This is a genomic window from Enterococcus lactis, assembly GCF_015751045.1.
GTDB lineage: Bacteria > Bacillota > Bacilli > Lactobacillales > Enterococcaceae > Enterococcus_B > Enterococcus_B lactis.
On sequence record NZ_BNJW01000003.1, the window covers coordinates 162,616 to 182,046 of the forward strand.

General features: G+C 37.9%; 16 protein-coding genes and 1 other annotated feature. Of the genes, 2 read left to right on the forward strand and 14 right to left on the reverse strand.

Annotated features, from left to right (window positions below; all coding sequences use genetic code 11):
- Positions 1–7: 7 nt before the first annotated feature.
- Positions 8–2,011 carry a V-type ATP synthase subunit I gene (locus tag KFO35_RS02750; RefSeq protein WP_070873139.1) on the reverse strand — a complete coding sequence of 668 codons (2,004 nt, stop codon included), beginning with the start codon at positions 2,009–2,011 and terminating at the stop codon, positions 8–10.
- The gene (locus KFO35_RS02755) at positions 1,998–2,330 is read right to left on the reverse strand and encodes a hypothetical protein (protein ID WP_002320976.1); all 333 of its coding nucleotides are present in this window, start codon (positions 2,328–2,330) and stop codon (positions 1,998–2,000) included. Before KFO35_RS02755 ends, KFO35_RS02750 begins: the two co-directional genes overlap by 14 nt.
- A 99-nt stretch (positions 2,331–2,429) precedes the next feature.
- Positions 2,430–2,477 (reverse strand) — a sequence feature (sodium ion sensor (DUF1646 type); this cis-regulatory element may regulate processes involved in with the transportation of sodium ions).
- Positions 2,478–2,666: 189 nt separating this feature from the next.
- On the opposite strand from KFO35_RS02755, the gene KFO35_RS02760 reads away from it, so the two are divergent.
- Entirely contained in the window at positions 2,667–3,386 is a 720-nt protein-coding gene (locus KFO35_RS02760; protein ID WP_002314650.1) for a gamma-glutamyl-gamma-aminobutyrate hydrolase family protein, read from the forward strand.
- A 480-nt stretch (positions 3,387–3,866) separates the two neighbouring features.
- Here KFO35_RS02760 and KFO35_RS02765 read toward each other — a convergent pair whose 3' ends face one another.
- The 8 genes from KFO35_RS02765 to zapA form a co-directional block, all read right to left on the reverse strand.
- A complete protein-coding gene (locus KFO35_RS02765) occupies positions 3,867–5,765 on the reverse strand; it encodes a fructose-bisphosphatase class III (protein ID WP_070872194.1) in 1,899 nt (632 codons plus the stop codon).
- Between the two features lie 160 nt (positions 5,766–5,925).
- Positions 5,926–7,188 carry an ABC transporter permease gene (locus KFO35_RS02770; protein ID WP_002296456.1) on the reverse strand — a complete coding sequence of 421 codons (1,263 nt, stop codon included), beginning with the start codon at positions 7,186–7,188 and terminating at the stop codon, positions 5,926–5,928.
- Positions 7,181–8,080, reverse strand: a complete 900-nt coding sequence (locus KFO35_RS02775; RefSeq protein ID WP_002290805.1) for an ABC transporter ATP-binding protein — start codon at positions 8,078–8,080, stop codon at positions 7,181–7,183. The genes KFO35_RS02770 and KFO35_RS02775 overlap by 8 nt, the downstream gene beginning before the upstream one ends.
- Before the next feature lie 143 nt (positions 8,081–8,223).
- Positions 8,224–10,002, reverse strand: a complete 1,779-nt coding sequence (uvrC, locus tag KFO35_RS02780) for an excinuclease ABC subunit UvrC (RefSeq protein ID WP_002290804.1) — start codon at positions 10,000–10,002, stop codon at positions 8,224–8,226.
- Positions 10,003–10,183: 181 nt separating this feature from the next.
- Positions 10,184–10,498: a thioredoxin gene (trxA, locus tag KFO35_RS02785; protein WP_002290803.1), complete on the reverse strand. Its 315-nt coding sequence runs from the start codon at positions 10,496–10,498 to the stop codon at positions 10,184–10,186.
- A gap of 86 nt (positions 10,499–10,584) precedes the next feature.
- Positions 10,585–12,945, reverse strand: a complete 2,361-nt coding sequence (locus KFO35_RS02790; RefSeq protein WP_070703816.1) for an endonuclease MutS2 — start codon at positions 12,943–12,945, stop codon at positions 10,585–10,587.
- A 142-nt stretch (positions 12,946–13,087) separates the two neighbouring features.
- Positions 13,088–13,636 carry a CvpA family protein gene (locus KFO35_RS02795; RefSeq protein ID WP_002333754.1) on the reverse strand — a complete coding sequence of 183 codons (549 nt, stop codon included), beginning with the start codon at positions 13,634–13,636 and terminating at the stop codon, positions 13,088–13,090.
- Between the two features lie 57 nt (positions 13,637–13,693).
- Complete coding sequence (gene zapA, locus KFO35_RS02800) at positions 13,694–14,131, reverse strand: cell division protein ZapA (protein WP_002290800.1); 438 nt, start codon at positions 14,129–14,131, stop codon at positions 13,694–13,696.
- A gap of 201 nt (positions 14,132–14,332) precedes the next feature.
- Here zapA and rnhC point away from each other — a divergent pair, with 201 nt between their 5' ends.
- Entirely contained in the window at positions 14,333–15,250 is a 918-nt protein-coding gene (gene rnhC / locus KFO35_RS02805; RefSeq protein ID WP_002329499.1) for a ribonuclease HIII, read from the forward strand.
- 416 nt (positions 15,251–15,666) lie between these two features.
- Here rnhC and KFO35_RS02810 read toward each other — a convergent pair whose 3' ends face one another.
- The 4 genes from KFO35_RS02810 to KFO35_RS02825 all read right to left on the reverse strand — a co-directional run bounded on the left by KFO35_RS02810 (position 15,667) and on the right by KFO35_RS02825 (position 19,335).
- Complete coding sequence (locus KFO35_RS02810; RefSeq protein ID WP_070704517.1) at positions 15,667–16,581, reverse strand: N-acetylmuramoyl-L-alanine amidase family protein; 915 nt, start codon at positions 16,579–16,581, stop codon at positions 15,667–15,669.
- A gap of 402 nt (positions 16,582–16,983) precedes the next feature.
- Positions 16,984–17,562, reverse strand: a complete 579-nt coding sequence (locus KFO35_RS02815) for a TetR/AcrR family transcriptional regulator (protein ID WP_002295080.1) — start codon at positions 17,560–17,562, stop codon at positions 16,984–16,986.
- 19 nt (positions 17,563–17,581) lie between these two features.
- Positions 17,582–18,250, reverse strand: coding sequence for an ABC transporter ATP-binding protein (locus tag KFO35_RS02820; RefSeq protein ID WP_002296462.1), 669 nt, complete (start codon positions 18,248–18,250; stop codon positions 17,582–17,584).
- 14 nt (positions 18,251–18,264) lie between these two features.
- Complete coding sequence (locus tag KFO35_RS02825; protein ID WP_002296464.1) at positions 18,265–19,335, reverse strand: ABC transporter permease; 1,071 nt, start codon at positions 19,333–19,335, stop codon at positions 18,265–18,267.
- Between the last annotated feature and the right edge of the window lie 96 nt (positions 19,336–19,431).

Here is a 19,431-nt window from a genome sequence, read left to right on the forward strand (position 1 = left end):
CCTCCAATTATTTATTGTTTTTTTTCTTATGATTGATGTTGACGTATTTTTCCGCCGTTTTCAGCGGGTCAAAGGCACGTCCGCCTCCTGTATAAAATTTTCCAAAAAATTCGACATACTGCAATCGTGCACCATGGACATAGGCACTCAACAGTGTCAAAAACATATTCAGTGCGTGTAAAGCGATGATCAAAAGGATCCCTACACTGAATCGAGCGGCTGGCGGCATGAAAGTAACCAGCATATTGAATGCCGCGCCAATACTTCCGCCTGAAATACCTAATGCCATCAAACGTGTATAACTGACTAAATCACCGATATAACCCGTCAATCCGTAAAGATTATACGCTCCTTTGGCAGCACCCTTGACTTTAGACGGCGATTGGATAATCGGCACGATTAAGATACATAAAGCAGCAATGATCGATAGCCCCGCGCCAAGATAAACAAATGCTGTATTTTTTATCAACATGGCACCAATCAATGCAATAACGATCCCAATCAGGATCCCTTGCCAGGCAAATCCATCACTGACAGCACTCAAGTAATCTTTTCTCCTGATATTTTCCTTTGCTGCCACAAATAATCCAACCAAGATCTGTATCAGACCGAAAATCACGGATAAAATCAAAATCGTATTGACGTCATCCGTTGTAGATAGGATTGGGAAAGGCAAGCGGATGCCAAATAGTTCTTTTGGTAATGCCTGTCCGAAAAATGAACTGTAGATCAATCCCCAGATGATCGATGGTACCGAGAGAATCTCAAAGAATTTTACGAAACGTTTCATCCCACGTGGTAAAACAAGTAGTTTTTGAGCTAGTATTGTCCCAATGAGCATCAGCAATCCGTAACCAACATCTGCGACCATCATCCCGAAGAAGACAAGATAAAATGGTGTCATCCAAGGCGTTGGATCTACTTCTTCATATTTTGGCAGACTGTACATTTCAGTCAGCAATTCAAAAGGTTCGATAAGCGGATGGTTTTTCAATTTAGTAGGGACTTCCTGCTGAATCTCTTCTGAGTTTGGTGTTTCGAAACTAATATATATATCTTCTTCTGATACAGTTTCGGTTAACACATGCATCAAATTCTGTTTTTCTTCTGCATCTACCCAACCTTGCAAAACGATCAGATAAGTCGCATGGATAAACCGTTCTTTTACTTTTTCTCGTTCTGCAACGGCAAGTGTGACTTCTTCTACCCATTCAAATTCTTGGATATAGCCGCTGCACTGACCTAACGCTGTCGTTATCTTCTTTTGGTGCTCGTGAACAACGGACAATTGCTGTTTGGTTTCTTGCAGTTTTTCTTTAGGATTTTGTTCATAAGGATACGTTTCTTTATTGAACCCGTATTTCCCAGCAATTTCTTCTATAGCAGCAGCTGATTTTTTTAAAGCAACATACGAAAGATAAACTTGTTTTGGCGTATAATCTATTTCTTCCATATAAACGTCATCAAGCTTACTTAGTTCTTCCTTGAAACTTTCAAAATTTGCTGCACTCACAGTCCCCATCTCAAAAATGGTCGTCTTACTTGCATACATACTTGGAGCAATATCCAGCTGTTGCCAATGAAGAAGCCATTCTTCCTCTCCTTCTAAACGATCACGTTTTTCAGTTAGCTGTTCCCACTTTTCTTTTAAATCAAGGACTTCTTCTAATTTATTCATGAAATTTTCTTCGGAATAATTTGCTTCCAAGTCTTGTAAGGAAAGTTCTTGACGTTTCAAATGGAGTTTCTTTTGACGGCTATCGCCGTGGTGTTGTATGAATTGGATAGCTTCTTGGATGTCTTTCAGCCGATTGCCTAAAGCGCTTAATTTTGCTTCTTTATCAATAATCGTGGTATCTGGAAAATATTTTTCTACCCACTGGTTGTTTGTTCTATTTTGATACAGATCCCGGATTTCAACATTTTGGATTCCTTGTACTGCTTGTAAAATCCTCTCCTGATTTCTTTTATCTGAAATGAGGGTCACTTTTTCCATCTTAGTGACGGCCATAAGTTTCTTTCACCCTTTCAATGATTGCACCGATTGCTTGACTCTGATGCTTTTGATATTGGTCTTTCAAAGTTGCTTGCACCTTGTCTGCTTCTGCTTTCAATTTCATTTTTTCTTTTTCTAATTCTTGCTTTTCGAATTGTTCTTTTTCTTCTACCAACTGTTTCAGCTGTTGCCGACTGTTCGTTTGGATTATCTCCAATTCTTGCTCTTTTTCTTCTGCATAGGTCTTCAACTGCTGCCGTAGGGTTCGAGCACGCTTCTCATTTTCTTCTTCTGCTTTTCGGATTTGTTCCAAAGCTTCTAACACTTGCTTCACTTCCTTTCGATTTAAAAAAGAGGTACATGCTTTCTTTTTTCATTGAAAGTATGTACCTCTAAAGATAACTTAGTATAGGCAGGCCCCTTCAATAAAATGTCCTTCTCACCCCTTGAAGAACTAGATCCTTGAAGCTTACGCCCAACCTTTTTATTTCTGCTTACTTTTTATTATAACAAATTAAGCAATATTTTCAACTATCGTCATGAATTTCACACGAAAATTCTCTTTACAGATAGTAACACAGCAAGAACAGATAAGTATAGGGGCAAGTCTTACATAGTTTAAATTTTTTTAAATCCTTGTTACAATTAGTCTACTTTAGGGGGAATAAAAATGAAACCAATCATCGGCATTGCCGGGAATCAACTGATTCGAGCGACAGATACTTTCCAAGGAAATCAAGTAAGCTATACACCGCAGGGATTTGTGGATGCAGTTTTAGATGCTCAAGGATTACCTCTTATTCTGCCAGTCATGTATCCAGATTCAGCGCCTCAACTAATTGAGAAAATCGACAAACTCATTCTTGCAGGCGGTCAGGATGTTAGTCCGCAACTTTACATGGAAGACCCTCATCCCAAACTGACGGAAACAAATATTCAACGAGACCAATTCGAACAGGCATTGATCTTGGAAGCATTGAAACAAAGAAAACCGATTTTTGCAGTCTGCCGAGGACTTCAACTATTGAATGTCGTGTTGGAGGGAACACTTTATCAAGATCTTTCATTATATCCAAAATGGTCTGTAAAACACGAACAACAGCCCACTGCCCCGCAGTTTGCAACTCACGAAGTCAAAATCGTTTCGGACAGTTTATTAAGTGACCTTCTCCCTGATTCATACTTTGTGAATTCCTATCATCATCAGGCAGTCAAAGATCTTTCTCCTTTGTTAAAAGCCATCGCCTTTTCCAACGATGGACTCATTGAAGCAGTCCAAAGTAAAGATAATATGCACAAAATCCTTGGTGTCCAATGGCATCCGGAACTTTCTCATCGTGTAAATTCATCTGAACAGCGTTTATTCGATTTCTTTGTGAATGAATTTTAATCGTTTTTCTGAGGAAGTTGTGAAAAAGCTGTTTAGTTTCGAGTATTAAGAAAAATTTTGTGAAAATGGCTTTCAACATTTTTACATAAATTTGGCTTAATGTAATAAGAATAGCCAAGTAAAAACAGCTCCTTATGTTTTTAAATTGGTTGGACTTATTACCGCAGATGCAAGCTTTTGAACACCGTTTAAGGAAGAGGTCGTGAAAAAGTCGCTTAGTTTCGAGTATGAAGAAAAATTTTGTGAAAATGGCTTTCCACATTTTTACATAAATTTGGCTTAATACCGAGAAACTGGCTTTTGAACACCGTTTACCCAGAGGTCGTGAAATCAGCGCCCTGACCTGAGTATTAGAGAAATAAACGGAAAAATAGCTCCTCATATTTTTCCGTTTTTTGAGCTAATTCCGAAGGAGACTGCGATACGCCTTTTGTTGCAGTCCTTTTTTAGTCTATTGAGCAATGTTGGCTAGCATTTTTCTCAATCGTCCTTTCGATAATCCAACAGCCTTTGGAGCTGAGTAATCTGTTGCTGTAATTCCATTCCTTTTGTCGTATCCCGATTAAGTTTGCGTGGGAGCTGCTGCTCGATCACTTTTTTTACATTCGTTTGATCAGATTTTTTTGCAAATTGTTGTTCAATAGGCAAGAACGGATAATGTGTCACGATTTGGAAACCGTAAGAATTGCATAGTAATGAGTAGCCAGCAATCCCGGTTTTTTTTTGATAAGCTTTGGATAGACCTCCGTCAATAACAAATGCTTTTCCGTTTGCTTTGATCGGTGACTCTCCTTTTTTTACTTTTACTGGCGTGTGCCCATTGATGATTGCTGAACCTTCTTCTTTTGCATCGAATTCTGCCAAAATTTTTTCACTGAACCACTCTTCATCTCGCAAGTGATAATAGGTATTGCTTTTTTCGACGTGCGTATGAGGCTCTGTGAGAAAATAGCGCTCAAAAGTGGCCATTTTACTCTTGCCGAATAAAGGCGAAAATGGCCCGCTCCACGCATACCAAATCAAATCGGTCGCCAAATCTTCTTTTGCAGTCAAATCTTTTGCGCTTTCAGTTATCTGTTTTTCAAAAAATCCCAGTAGTTCTTTTCCGCGATAAGATTGGTCTAATTCAAATGCTAAGAGCTGCCCCTTTTCATCTACAGGTATACAGCCATGAAACAGTACATGTTGATTGTTCGTGAGATACATTCCCCCTTTTTCTATCAAAAACGTCATGTGTTTTTGCATTCTTAACGAGTGCTGGAATGAATACATCAAACTATCGATCACTTTTTGTTCCTCTTCCAAGAATTTTTTGGGATCATCTGGCTGGATCGTTTGAAAACAAGTCCCTTTCAACTCATAGAGCTGACCTTCTAAATCGATTGTTGATTCTTCATAGTTGATTTTTTCCAGCAATTTACGATCGTCCATTTTAAATTCAGGTCGTCGATCCAACAACTGATGTTCTGATTTGAATTGGAGGATAGAAAGCGCTTGATGGATCTTTTCTAATTCTTCTTGCTCTCTTTCAGATAGATTTTCCCTGTTTTTAGGGGTAAATACAGGATTCTTCTGGTAGGTTTGATGGGCAAAAGAAAATAATGGACGTAAATTTATTCCATATTCTTTCTCTAATTCAAATAAATAGTTGTAGCGTGCAGCAATCCGTAAAAGCGTCAATAAACATGCCTCAGAGCCGCAATACGCACCAATCCACAAAATATCATGATTCCCCCACTGGATATCTACAGAGGAAAAATCCATGATTCGATCCATTACTTTGGCTGCTTGAGTTCCCCGATCAAAAATATCACCCACGATATGCAAATGATCGATGACAGATTTTTGGATCGTCTGCGCAAGTTTTGTTAAAAATTTTTCTTCTTCCTTCATTAAGACAAGTTGTTCAATGATTTTTTTTACATAGTCTTTTTTCCCGTTGATACGATCATCGATATACAAGAGTTCCTCAATGATATAGCTATATTCTTTCGGCAATCCTTTTCGAACTTTTGATCGAGTGTATTTGACTGTCGTAAACCGTAAAAGATCAATCAAACGATGGATCAGCTGGGATTTATCTTGTTTTTTGTACCAATCAGTCGTCAATACATATTCTGGATAAGCCGTAAAAATAGTGAATTGGCTGATCTCCGTTTCCGTCATTTGTTCAGAGAAAAGGTCTTTGATCTTTTCTTTAAGATTTCCTGAACCGATACGCAGAATATGATCAAAAGCAGGAAATTCGCCATGTATATCGCTCAAAAATAACTCTGTTCCTTTTGGAAGCTGCAAAATTGCTTCGAGATTGATGATTTCCGTGATGACATCTTCCGTTGTAGGGAACTTCTCTGAAAGTAAATCTAAATAGCGGTCCATTAAAACGCCTCCAAAAATTGGTATACTCAACATTATAAAGTTGTTATGCGCTATTTTCAATGAATATATATCCAATATAATAAAAAAATAGAAATAGGTCTATACAAAAAAGAAGCTGGGAACAATAAATGTCCAGCTTCCTTCTATATTTTTCTATATTTTATGCTTTTTTTCGTTCATTTCTCATAATTGAAATCGATTGTTTCAATGAACTCCATAATCCGCCTTCGCTATACACGAGTACATTCGATTTGTACATGTTTGCAGACAAGATCATCAATAAGAATGTCACGGCTACAAGTACCAACAAGGAAATCAATGCTCCACCCATACCGACTGTCTCATTTGCCAAGCGAACCGGCATAATATAGGAAGATAAAAATGGAATATACGAAGTGATCCGAATAACGATATTATTTGGATCTGACGCACCTAATATCAACCCAAGCATGTATCCGCCTAAAGATAAATAAGTCACTGGCAAGATTGCTTTTGCTGTATCTTCTGCTTTGTTGACCAAAGAGCCACATAAAGCTGCCAAAACAGAAAAAATCAAAATGCCAAAGATCATAAATAGAAGAGAATACCACAAGAATGGTCCAATCAAGTTATCCAATGAGATACCGTCTAATATATTTTTGACCATTTCCATATCTTTGAATTGACTGTATCCTATACCAAAAATAATACCGTATAATGCCATTTGCGTTAATGCAACAAGTAAAACACCTGTTAGTTTTCCGTAAAAATGCTTTTGTGCAGTCGTACTGGACAGGATCACTTCCATGATCCGCGTGCCTTTTTCAGAAGCGATCTCTTGTGCAATGATCTGCGCATACGTCAAAATAATAATGAACAAGACAATCGTTGCTACATAACTTACGACATATTGGACTGTCGAGTTATCTTCTCCAACTGTCATTTTTCCTTTTGAATCAAAATTGACTTTTTGTCGAGTCAAACTTGCTTGTTGGCTCAAGCTAGCTACTTCTTCTGGTGAAATGCCTAATTGACTTGCTCGAAGCATCGATTGCAAGCCAGTCAGTTGTTGTTGTATCAGTAGTTGTGTACTTTGTCCTAATGAATTTTCGCTATAAAGCATCCCATTTATCTTATCATTCTCAGTTGAGACTACTAAATACGCATCGATTTTTTCTTCCGAAAGCTCTTTTTGTGCTTTTTCTTCAGAATCAACTGCTTTGAACTCAAAATCATCTGTTTTGACTTGGCTCATTTGCTGACTGATTTGCTCATTATCAGCCAATACGCCGATTTTATTGACATCACTATTTTGTTGAGCAAAGTTTCCTGCTACATAAATGATACCCAGCATGATAAAAGGGACTAATATCATGATCAAGAAAGAAATCGACTTAACATTTTTTAAATAGACATCTTTGGTAATAATCCAAAACTTACGCATCGATTTCACCTGCTTTCAATTTGAAAATCTCTTCCAAAGTTGGCGGTTGCTGGTTAAACATAGGAATGTAGCCGAACTGAGTCGCACGAGTAAAGATTTCTTTCCCAGCTTCAGGATCTTCTAATGTGATCTCTAACGTATTATCCTCACGAAGGATCACTTTTTTCACGCCTTCGATTTCTTCTACTTCCTGTTGACTTAACCCAGATTCCAAGAATAACTTCGTACGGCCAAATGATTCACGGATCTCATGGACTTTTCCATTCAAAACCATTTTTCCGTTTCGCAGCATGATCAAATGATCACAGATTTTTTCTACATTATCCATATTATGGCTAGAAAAAATGACACATGAACCGTGTTTTTTCAATTCCAATATTCCATCTTTCAGTAATTCCGCGTTTACCGGATCTAACCCGCTAAATGGTTCATCCAAAATGATCAATTTAGGTTCATGGATCAATGTGGCGATAAGCTGGACTTTTTGCTGATTTCCTTTAGACAAAGATTTTACTTTATCCGTCTTTTTCCCTTTTACCTGAAATTTTTCCATCCAAAAATCGATTTTTGGTTCAATTTCTTTTCTTGATTTCCCTCTAAGTTCTGCAAAATAAAGCAGTTGGTCTTGAATCGTTACTTTTGGATAAAGTCCTCGTTCTTCTGGAAGATAGCCGATGATATCATAATCTTTCTCCCCAAGATGATGACCATTCCATAACACTTCTCCCTGGTCTTGTGTCAAAAAATCCAAGATCAAACGAAAAGTCGTTGTCTTCCCAGCACCGTTTTGACCAATCAGCCCCATGATTTTTCCGTCTGGGATTTGGAAAGAGACATGATCGACAGCTGTGTAGTTCCCAAAAGTTTTAACAAGATTCTTGACTTCTAACATTTCTTCACTCCTTCTTCAATAAATCCATATATCCTAAGACACCAGATGTAAGCGATTTATTATTTACCAACAAAACGTATACTCTCTTGTTGTTGTAATTAAAATGATAGGACACTTTACTTTCTTTGTAAAGTGCCCTTTTCTCATTCCTGATGTAATTTATCAAATACGTTTTGTGCGACATTTTTCGGTAGTCCGATTTCTTGTAATTCTTCTATCGTAGCTGCTGTGATATTTTTCAATGATTTGAACTCTTTAAGCAACATTTTTTTTCGTTTCGGTCCTAGCCCTTCAATTTCGTCTAATCGGGAAGCAAAACTGTTTTTACTACGCAGCTGCCGATGGAAAGTGATTGCGAATCGATGGACTTCATCTTGGACCCGCTGGAGCAGGAAAAACTCAGGTGAATTTCGTTCAAGTGGTACTACAGCCAAATCTGTACCGAATAGCAACTCATTTGTTTTATGTTTATCGTTTTTTGCCATACCAGCAATAGGAATATCGATTCCTAATTGATTTTCTAAGACATCTTTTGCTACATCGACTTGTCCTTTTCCTCCATCAATCAAGATCAAATCAGGTAAAGGCAACCCTTCACGAATCACTCGTGAATATCTGCGATAGATGACTTCTCTCATCGATGCATAATCATCCGGTCCGTTGACTGTTTTTATTTTATATTTCCGATATTCTTTTTTTGCTGGTTTTCCATCAATGAATACGACCATCGCAGCCACAGGATTCGTCCCCATGATATTAGAGTTATCAAATGATTCAATGCGTATTGGGGTCGGGATATTCATTGCGTTTCCTAAACGTTCCACTGCTCCGATCGTCCGTTCCTGCTTTCTAGCAATCAGATCAAATCGTTCATTCAAAGCAACTGAGGCATTCTTATTCGCCAATTCCACTAATTTTTTCTTTTCGCCTCGTTTCGGTTGTAGAACTTTCGTATCCAACAAAGCTTCTACACTTGGCTTGTCGATCGTATCAGGAATCAAGACTTCTTTAGGAATGAAATGTTCATTTTCCTGATAAAACTGACCAATATAAGTCAAAAAATCTTCTTCTGCTTCGTTATAGAAAGGAAACATTGAAACATCTCGTTCAATTAACTTTCCTTGTCTTACAAAAAACACTTGGACACACATCCAGCCTTTATCAATCGCATAACCAAATACATCTCGATCCAGTAAATCAGTATTTGTCATTTTTTGGCGAGTCATGATTGTTTCGATAGCACGGATCTGGTCTCGGTATTCTGCAGCTTTTTCAAATTCCATGTTTTCAGCAGCTTTTTCCATTTTCTGATGGATCTCTGACTCGATTTTTTCGTGTCCTCCGTTTAAAAAGTTTTTCACTTCATCAACGATTTTCGTATAGACTTTCGGATCTACGTCGAAATAATAAGGACACAGACATTGCCCCAAATGATAGTAAAGACAAGGCTCCTTCGTCTGACTAGGTTTGCATTTTCTCAGAGGAAATAATCGGTCGAGAATCTTCTTTGTCTCATTCGCCGCACCGACATCTGGATATGGTCCAAAATACAGTGCTTTGTCTTTTAGTACTTTGCGAGTAATCACCAAACGGGGATATTTTTCATTCGTTATCTTAAGGAAAGGATAGGTTTTATCATCCTTTAACATAATATTGTATTTAGGATCATTTTTCTTTATCAGATTGATTTCTAAGAGCAAAGCTTCTATATTCGATTCTGTAACGATGTATTCAAAGTCTTCAATTTCACTAACAAGCCGTTCCGTTTTCGTATTATGGCTGCCAGTAAAATATGAGCGGACGCGATTTTTCAATATTTTGGCTTTTCCGACATAAATGATCGTTCCATTTTTATCTTTCATCAAGTAACAGCCGGGCTGATCAGGAAGTAAAGCTAGTTTGTTTTTGATTCGTTCGTTCATCTGGTACTCCCCTTCATATTCAATTAAAGTTATTATAGCATGTCTGTCAAAAAAACAATCCAGCCTGACAACGTAATTATACTCAAAAAATGTTAATTTGAATAACCTTAACTCAACCGCAAAAAAACCGAGGACGGAACTGAATTCAGTCCCATCCTCAGCTTATTTTTGCTTTAAGCTTTTATAAATATTGATCGATCATTTGACGTAGTTGTTCTTTTGAATGAACACCAACAGCTTTTTCTACTACTTGACCATCTTTTTTCAACATTAATGTTGGAATACTCATGATTCCGAATTGTTGAGGAGTTTCTGGATTTTCATCCACATCCATTTTAGCAATTCTGAATTCTTCTTCATCATATTCTTGTTCCAATTGATCCAAAATCGGTGCCTGCATACGACATGGGCCACACCAAGTTGCCCAAAAATCAATTAATACAAGTCCTTTGTCTGTTTCTTCATTAAATGTCTTATCTGTAATTACTTGTGACATATTAAAGACCTCCATTTTTAAAATCTATGACCAGTATAGCATTTCTATCCTTGGATAGCGAACCATCTGCTTACCTTTAGTAAGTTTTACTTAAATTTAACAATTGTTGCACCATTTCCGCCTTGATTTGCCGGTGCAAACTCAAAGCTTTTGACGCTCCGATGGTTTTTAAGATAATCAGTAATTCCCTTGCGAAGTGCGCCTGTCCCCTTTCCGTGGACAATAGTCACTTGAGGATAACCTGCTAGGATGGCAGAATCCAAATACTGATCTACTTCACTTAGCGCTTCCTCATATCGTTTTCCTCGAAGGTCCAATTGATTCGGCACATGACTGCTAGATTCAGAGCGTACAGCATGGACAACTCGTTGTGTCGGCTCTTTTTGAGGAGCAACAGGCGTCAGTTCGTCTTCGGACACATTCATTTTTAGTATACCGATTTCTACTTGCCACTGATTCCCGTTTTTACGTAAAAGCGTCCCTCTTTGGCCGTAAGTCGTAACCAACACTTCGTCTCCCGGTTTTAATGTTTTTTGTTCTTTCGCCTTCTTCAATACTTTATTTTTCTTCAATGTTTCTTCTTGATGTAGATTTGCTAATTGGGTCTTTGCATCGATCAACTGATGCTCTTTCACATTTCCTTGCCCGATCTGCTGTTGCATTTTACGAATATCAGCAATGATTTTTTCTGCTTTTTTTTCCGCCTCTGACACGACTTCATTTGCTTTTTTCTTTGCTTTCTCTATTTCTTTTTCACGTTCTTCAAAGAAATAGCTGTAAGCTTCTTTCAAATCATGATGAAGTTCTTGTGCCTCAGAAACAAAATGACGCATTTTCAGATATTCGGTCTCTGCCATTTTCCGGCGATTCTCTAAATCTGTGATCATTTCATTTAAATCTTGGCTCTCATCATTCATCAACTGCTTTGCTTCATTAATAACATCTGTATCAAGACCTAATCGGCTGGAGATTTCAAACGCATTGCTCCGACCAGGCACACCGATCAGTAAACGATACGTTGGACTTAGTGTATCCACATCGAACTCCATACTAGCATTAATCGTATTTGCCCGATTGTATCCATAAACTTTCAATTCAGGATAGTGTGTTGTTGCCATCACATAAGCAGACTTTTTACCAAGATCATCTAAGATCGCGATTGCTAGAGCAGCACCTTCTTGCGGATCTGTTCCTGCACCAAGCTCGTCAAATAGTACCAGACTTTTTTCATTGACTTTTGATAAAATATCTACAGTGTTCGTCATATGAGAAGAAAAGGTCGATAGACTTTGCTCAATCGACTGTTCGTCTCCTATATCCGCAAATACTTCTTCAAAAATACCGATTTGGCTTTCTTCTCCTGCAGGAATCGGCAACCCTGCTTGCCCCATCAGCTGTAACAGACCTAAAGTCTTCAACGTGATCGTTTTCCCACCTGTATTAGGTCCTGTAATGACGATGGCTTGATAGTCTTTTCCAATTGCGATGTCATTAGGAACTACTTTTTCCTGATCGATCAGCGGATGTCTTGCTTGTTTCAAGACGACATGATTGTCTTCACTGATTCCCGGCACGATGGCTTTTAGTTCTTTACCAAATCGTGCTTTTGCATTCATCAGATCCATTTTACCAATCACATAAGCATTGTGGATGATTTCTTGACGATGTGGAACAAGTTCTGCAGAAAGTTCACTTAAAATACGTTGAATCTCATTTCGTTCAGCGATTTGATATTGACGCAAACGATTATTCAAATCCACCACTTGTTTTGGTTCAATAAATAAAGTCTGTCCTGAAGCACTTTGATCGTGGACTACACCGCCAAATACACCGCGGTATTCTTGTTTGACTGGGATAACGTAGCGGTCATTTCGCATGGTGATGATTGCATCGCTCAAATATTTTGCGTTCTTCCCGCGGACGATTCCGTCTAACTGTTCACGAACAGCTTGTTCACTGCGACGAATGTTCTGTCTTATGATTTTTAGCTCAGGAGAAGCATCGTCGGTCACGCGTCCGTCTTCATCGATTGCTTCCTTTAAACGGCGACTTAAAACAGGAATCGTGACTAGCTGATCTGCCCACATATACAAACGCGCAAATTCAATTTCACTGTCAGAAAGATCATCAATGAACCGATGCAATTCACTTGTCGTAGATAACACTCTGGAAACTTGTGCAAGCTCCACTCCATTCAAATCTGCCCCGATTTCGATCCGTTTCATATGAGGGCGGATATTTTCAAGTTTTGGTATAGGAATCCCGCCTCGCAGACGTTGTACTTTCAACCCATCCTCAGTTTCTTGAAGCCATTCTGTGATCGTTTGTTTCTCGCTCACTGGTACCAATTCTGCCAGTTCTTCTTTTCCTTGTGCAGTCACTACAAATTGTTTGACCATCTGTTTGACTTTTTCAAATTCCAATGTTTCAAGGATTCGGTTATTCATTTTATCACCTTATCTTTCACTATGAAAAGAGGGCTGTGCCGGACATACGTTGCGCAGCCTTCTTAAATAAACTACTGTGTACAAAAAACAAAACATTCTTGTAAAAGTTTTTCTAAAAAAATATTTTCTAGCCCTATTTTCCTTAATTCAAAATATTCGTTACCCAAAGCTCATACATCTTGTTGGTAAGAAAGGGCGTTCTCTCAACGATAAAACGAGCGAAACTATGCTCGCCGAATTGATTTTGGACCACATCTAATGGAACAAAGGCAAGTAACTGCAAAATCAAAAATATAGTAACGTAAGCCATGATTAGTGACAGGATACCTCCTGCAATCCAGTCTACCTGTCTCAAGATCGGCACATATGTCAATCCATGGACAAAGACCCCCACAAATCGGGTGATCAGCCAGCCAATCAGCAAAATGATCAGAAAAGCCGTTCCTGCATAAAAAGCTTCATCTAGGTGAAAGGCAAATACTTGATCAAAAAATGCTAACTTTGATGTCGGGGTGACAGCTGGGTATGGAATGTATAATTCCAAATGACTTGCTAATGGTTTGTAAAAATGCTGGGCAGCAATAAATGACAACACATATCCGATTGCGAATATGACTTGTAAAGCAAACCCGCGACGTGCTCCAGAAAAAAACGCAATTAGCAATAAAAATAAAATCAGCAAACTCAGCATGCTACGTTCCTTTCTCTTCTAACTTTTTTAAATTTTTCTTATTTTGATAAAAGGATCTTAATTAGAAGATTTTTGTTTGATTTGTCCTTTTCGTTTTTCATTTAAAATCTGCTGTGCTTCCACATGATTTTTAATAGTATAATCTGCTTGACCATTTTCTTTCAGTACTTCTCGAGCTTCATTCTCGATTGCTTCCATGCGTTTTACGCGATTTTCAAGCTCTGTAAATTTGATCATTTTTTTCTTTAATTCTGCTGTTTCTTCTTCTAGCTCCAAGATTCTTTCTTGTTTCTTCAATTGATCCGAAAGCGCATTGACAGCCATCAAGATCGCTGCTTGTTCATTATCCATTTGTGGTGATAATTGTTTCAATTCTGCTAACTGCTCATTGATCAGCTTCGTTACGATATCCATATGATGCTTGGTTTCCCGTCCGATAATAGTATATGTTTGGTTGGCAATCACTGCTTTGTAGCGTGTTTTTTCGTGCGCCATACGAATCATTTCCTCCTATTTGATGAAAGTTTTATTTAGTGTACCATGAAGTTGGTTCTTTCACCGTTCTCCACAAATATTTTTCACATACTTAACTATTATATGATAAACTTTAAAAAAATGCTATGTCTCGCAACCTCTTAGAAAACGAAAAGTCAGGAGTTGCGGTATAGATTTATGTATAAAAACGAGGAGAATTTTATGAGCAACGTCATTATCAAAGCAACGAACGACCAACTTAGTCAAATGAAAGCACACTATCGCTCTTATTTGTTAAATAAACAGATTCCTTATACTATCTTTGCTGCTAAAAAAGACGGGACGACCATCACTGCTTACACATCAGGAAAAGTGATGTTCCAAGGGGCAAACGCAGAAACGGAAGCTCAGCGCTGGGGACAGGCACAGGATAAGCAGGCCAAACCAGCAAGAACGGTCTCTTCTTTGCCAAAAAATATCAGTCAATTATCCGTTTTAGGTAGCGATGAAGTCGGAAATGGCAGCTATTTCGGTCCACTAACAGTATGTGCTGCTTATGTGAAACGTGATCAGCTTGCAGAATTACGTAAACTTGGTGTTCGAGATTCAAAAGAGTTAAAAGATAGCCAAATCATCCAACTTGCTGATGTCTTAAAAGAAACTATCCCTTACAAACTACTTGTCTTGCCCCCAGAAAAATACAATGAGATCCAGCCAAAATACAATGCTGTTCGGATGAAAGTCGCTTTGCATAATCAAGCAATCCATTTGCTGCTAAAAAAGATCGCACCAGAAAAACCAGAAGCGATTTTGATTGATCAGTTTACGCCAGAAGCAAATTTTAAAAAATATGCGCGTTTAGAAAAAAATCACTTGCAAGAAAAACTGTACTTCGTTACTAAAGGAGAACAATATCATTTAGCTGTTGCTGCTGCTTCTATCATCAGTCGTGCCAGCTTTTTAGAAGAGTTAGACAAAGCATCAGCTGAAGCTGGAATCACCCTTCCCTCAGGAGCTGGAACGAAATCTGATCAAATAGCGGCAAAACTATTAGAAAAAGGCGGCATGCCTATGCTTGAAAAATATGCCAAACTTCACTTTGCCAATACAGAAAAAGCGTTGAAGCTAATAAAAAAATAAAAAAACTGTGACATAAGTCGTGTCACAGTCCCTTATTCCGAATAAACGGTGTTCAATTAGCTGACCCTCGATATTAGCTCAACAAACGGCAAAATATGAGGAGCTATTTTTCCGTTTGTTTCTCTAATACTCAGATCAGAACGCTGATTTCACAACCTCTTCCTTAAACGGTGTTCTCCTGCCAACTCCTCGGTCACAAGTCACAATATTCATCAAACATGAGAAGCTGTTTTTTGAAATTGCTCCTTGTGACTCGGAGCTGAACGGCAGGCTCACGACCTCTTTCTTAAACGGTGTTCCAGAAGTAGCTTCTTCGAAAAATAAGCCGAAATTTCACAAAAATTTGAGAAGCAATTTTCGTAAATTCCTTCTTATTTCTTGAAGCTGACCACTTCTGTCACAACCTCTTTCTTTATTTATTGCTGAAAATAGGTGGTCAATGCTTGTGTCAAACTTGCAGCGATCTGCTGCTGATAACTGTCTGTTACTAATTCCTCTAAATCACCATCATTATTCATATAACCCATCTCGATTAAAATAGAAGGTTGAAGATTTTCTCGAAGAACTTGATAGTTCCCAGTGGAGATTCCTCTTGAATCCAGAGGCAGATCAGTGAAGGAATCAGCGATTGTTTGTGCTAATGTTTCCTCTTGTCCATAGTAATAATATGTCGTGATCCCAGTTGCTTCATTCGCATATTCCGTAGAGTCTGCATGTAAGCTGATAAAGACATCTGCCTTTTTTTCTTCACTGTAGTCGCATATATCTCCAAGCTGTACTAATTCATCTGTAGTATGGGTCAAATAAACCGTTGCTCCAGCATCCTCTAGCGCCTTTTTTACTTTTATGGCTGTACTTAATGTTATATCTTTTTCTTCTGTTTGTTCATCATTGCTTAATGCCCCAGTATCATTTCCGCCATGCCCAGGATCTAATACAATCACTGCATCAGATAGCTCTTCCGGTTTTGTTTGTATATTCTTTGTGACTTTGGTTCCATCTTCGAGGGCTAAATATCCAGTATAGCCATCATTTGTCTTGATCTGATAAGCATTTTTTGTTTCAGAAAGAAACTCCGCCAGCTCTCCGCCGTTTATAGTTGCAAGTGGGGTAGTTAGCGAGTCATCTGTATATAGTGTACGGTCATTTTTTCCGATTTTGATTAATGTCTCTTGTTCTGTATCATCAAATGATTCCTTTGTCTTTGTAACCGTACTGTTCGTACTGCTGACCGTTTGTTCAACTATCTTTTTTTGACCAAAAACATCTATTTGAAAACAGATAATAATGATAATGATTGCAAATACAAAAGCTCCAATTATTTTTTTCATTCTTGACTCTCACCTCGTAGATCCAGACTAAGGGTCAAAACTTAAAATCAGCTTAAGTACGCAAAAAAGGGACTGTAAAAGATATAACCGTAGAAAATAACATTACTGCTAAAATGATTTTTTTCATTTTTGGCATATCCTGAAATCTCCTTTTGACTATTCGTGGTGATTCATCTACCCAATAAATAGTTTCCTTCATTCTACAAACAATTAATTTCTTCGTTATTAAATTAAAACACTTCCTGGAACACCGACATAATAAATAAAAATATACCCTGATAATCATGAGAGAATAACAAATTTGTATTTATGAAAAACTACCTATATAAAAAAAACAAGATATAACGATCTTCGTCATATCTTGCTTCTTCACCTAACTATTTTTCTCCCTATATAACAGCTTTACGCTTCTCCTAATACACCATTCAAATATAAATCGATCAATTGCGCCACATTTAGCGGTTCTTCCACAGGTCTTTTCGACCGAGTGATGTAAGGTGCTAACACTAAGAAAAAATGCCTTGCTGCGATTTCTTTTGAAATCCCATTTCTTAGCACAGATTGGTTTGCTGAAAAGATTTCTTCAAAAGGTTCACGATAATTTTTCTTCCATAGAAAGAAAAGATGATCTCTTGTTTCCTTTGAAAGATTGCTTTCAAGATCGTGAAGCATCAGAAACAAATCGACCAGATGTGTCTCAATCAAAAACTGCGCCATTTTTGTCAAGGTTACTTGAAATCCCGTTTCGCTTGTTTGAACGATTTCTCTCAAAGCTTTTCCAACATCTTTTAAGTGGTTTTCTAAAACTGCCGTATATAGTTTTTCTTTATCACCGAAATAATGATAGAGATTGGGTTGGGTGATCCCAACTTTTTGTGCGATCTCTCTTGTTGAAGTGCCGAGATATCCCTTGGACATAAACAAGTCAGTCGCTTCTTTCAAAATTTTTTGCTGTGTATCTTTGTTGTATCGATGGACCATTTTTCCACCTGCTTTTTGGTTATTCTTTTTCTTTCAATACACCATCTTCCATCATAAATATTCTATCGCATTTGTCAATCAGCCGTGTATCGTGAGTAACCATGATCGTTGCTTTATTTTTGTCTTTTGATTCTTTTGCCAAGATATCGACTACTTCTCGTGCCTTTTCTGAATCCAAACTAGCAGTTGGTTCATCTGCTAGAATAATGGACGGATCATTGTACAATGCACGAGCGATTGCGACCCTTTGCCGTTCTCCACCAGATAGTTCTTCTGGATACTTGTTGATCAACTTATCCACGCCAAGCTGCTCAAATAATTCTTTTGCTTCTTTTTGACGATGTTCATGTTTGATCTTATCTACTAATAATAACTGCTTTTTTACTGTCAGAAAAGGAACCAGATTGGAAGCTTGCAAAATAAAGCCAATTTCTTTAAAACGTAGTTTAACGCGTTCACTTTCTTTTTGATTACTGAATTCTTGATCATTGATAAATACAGAGCCACTGCTAGGCGTCTGCAATCCGCCTGCCAAAGTCAAAAAAGTACTTTTACCTGAACCAGAAGGACCGATGATTGCAACAAATTCCCCTTTATCGATACTCATGGTTGTTTCTTTCAATGCTTTAACTACTTGGTCGCCATCTTGGAAACTTTTTTCTACTTCTTTAAATTCTATTGCTTTCATGCTCTTCCTCCTTCTTATCCAATTGCCTTCAACGGATCGATTTTTACGATTGTCCGAACAGAAAATAGTGCGCCTAACACAGCTACTACCAGCATCAACAAGCTAATGACGCCAAAAAACAGCCAATTGCTTTGGAATGGAACCGCATCAGGTAGAACAAGGGATGTTCCCACTGTTCCTAATAGACCAAGAAGAATACCAACAAATGATAAAATGAATGTTTGTGCCACTACAGAACGCGCAATAAATCCTCCTGTGATCCCTTGTGCTTTCATTACACCAAAGATATTAATCTTTTGCATCGTCAGTACATAAATGAAAATCCCGATCACAATAGCCGCAATAACGATCAAAAATCCGATCATAAATCCAAAAGTCAATACTTGCGCATTATATCCAGGTAATTCATTGATGAATTTAGAAATTTTGATCTGTTCTAAATCTTCAGGTAAATTACTGATTTTACCTCTGACAACTATTGCGTTAATCCGTGCATTTTCACTTGTATCTTCTTTTTCGAAGCGGATCTCTTGGTAAGCATTGATGGTTGTATAGAGAACTGGTGAGACATTGAATTTGGCATGATCCGTAAAGCCAGTTAGTTTAAACGTCTTGTCACTACCAGATAACTTAACTGTATCTCCTACGGCTAGACCATATTCTTCTTTCAAACTAATATCGCCTACTGCCTCATCATCGTTATCAAAAGCTTTTCCTTCAACAAGATTGGGCATGATGAATTGATTTTTATCGATACCGAAGAAGCTAACATTGATTTTTCCTTCTTCTGTACTGTCTTTACTAGTCACGACTCCAGGTGTCTGGGCAAGATACGCCACTTTCCCACCTTCGACTTCTTCTGCTATCTTCTTAGTAATCATGGACATCCCTAGATTTGAATTTGCATCTTTCGAAAGCACAATCGAATCTGCCTCCCACTTGTCGACTGCTGTTCGATTATCTTGAGCTAAGCCATAAGCTAACCCAGTCAAAAAAAATACCAGGTAGGCGATCAAAAACATCACCCCTGCAACTAACGCATAACGTAACTTTGAATGCATAATTTCATTTAATGCTAAAAACATTTAACTCCTCCTCCTGAAATAATCATTTTATACAACAATTTTATCACTTGATAAATTTTTGGCGAATATTATGCTCAAAAAATTCTTCCGCTATTT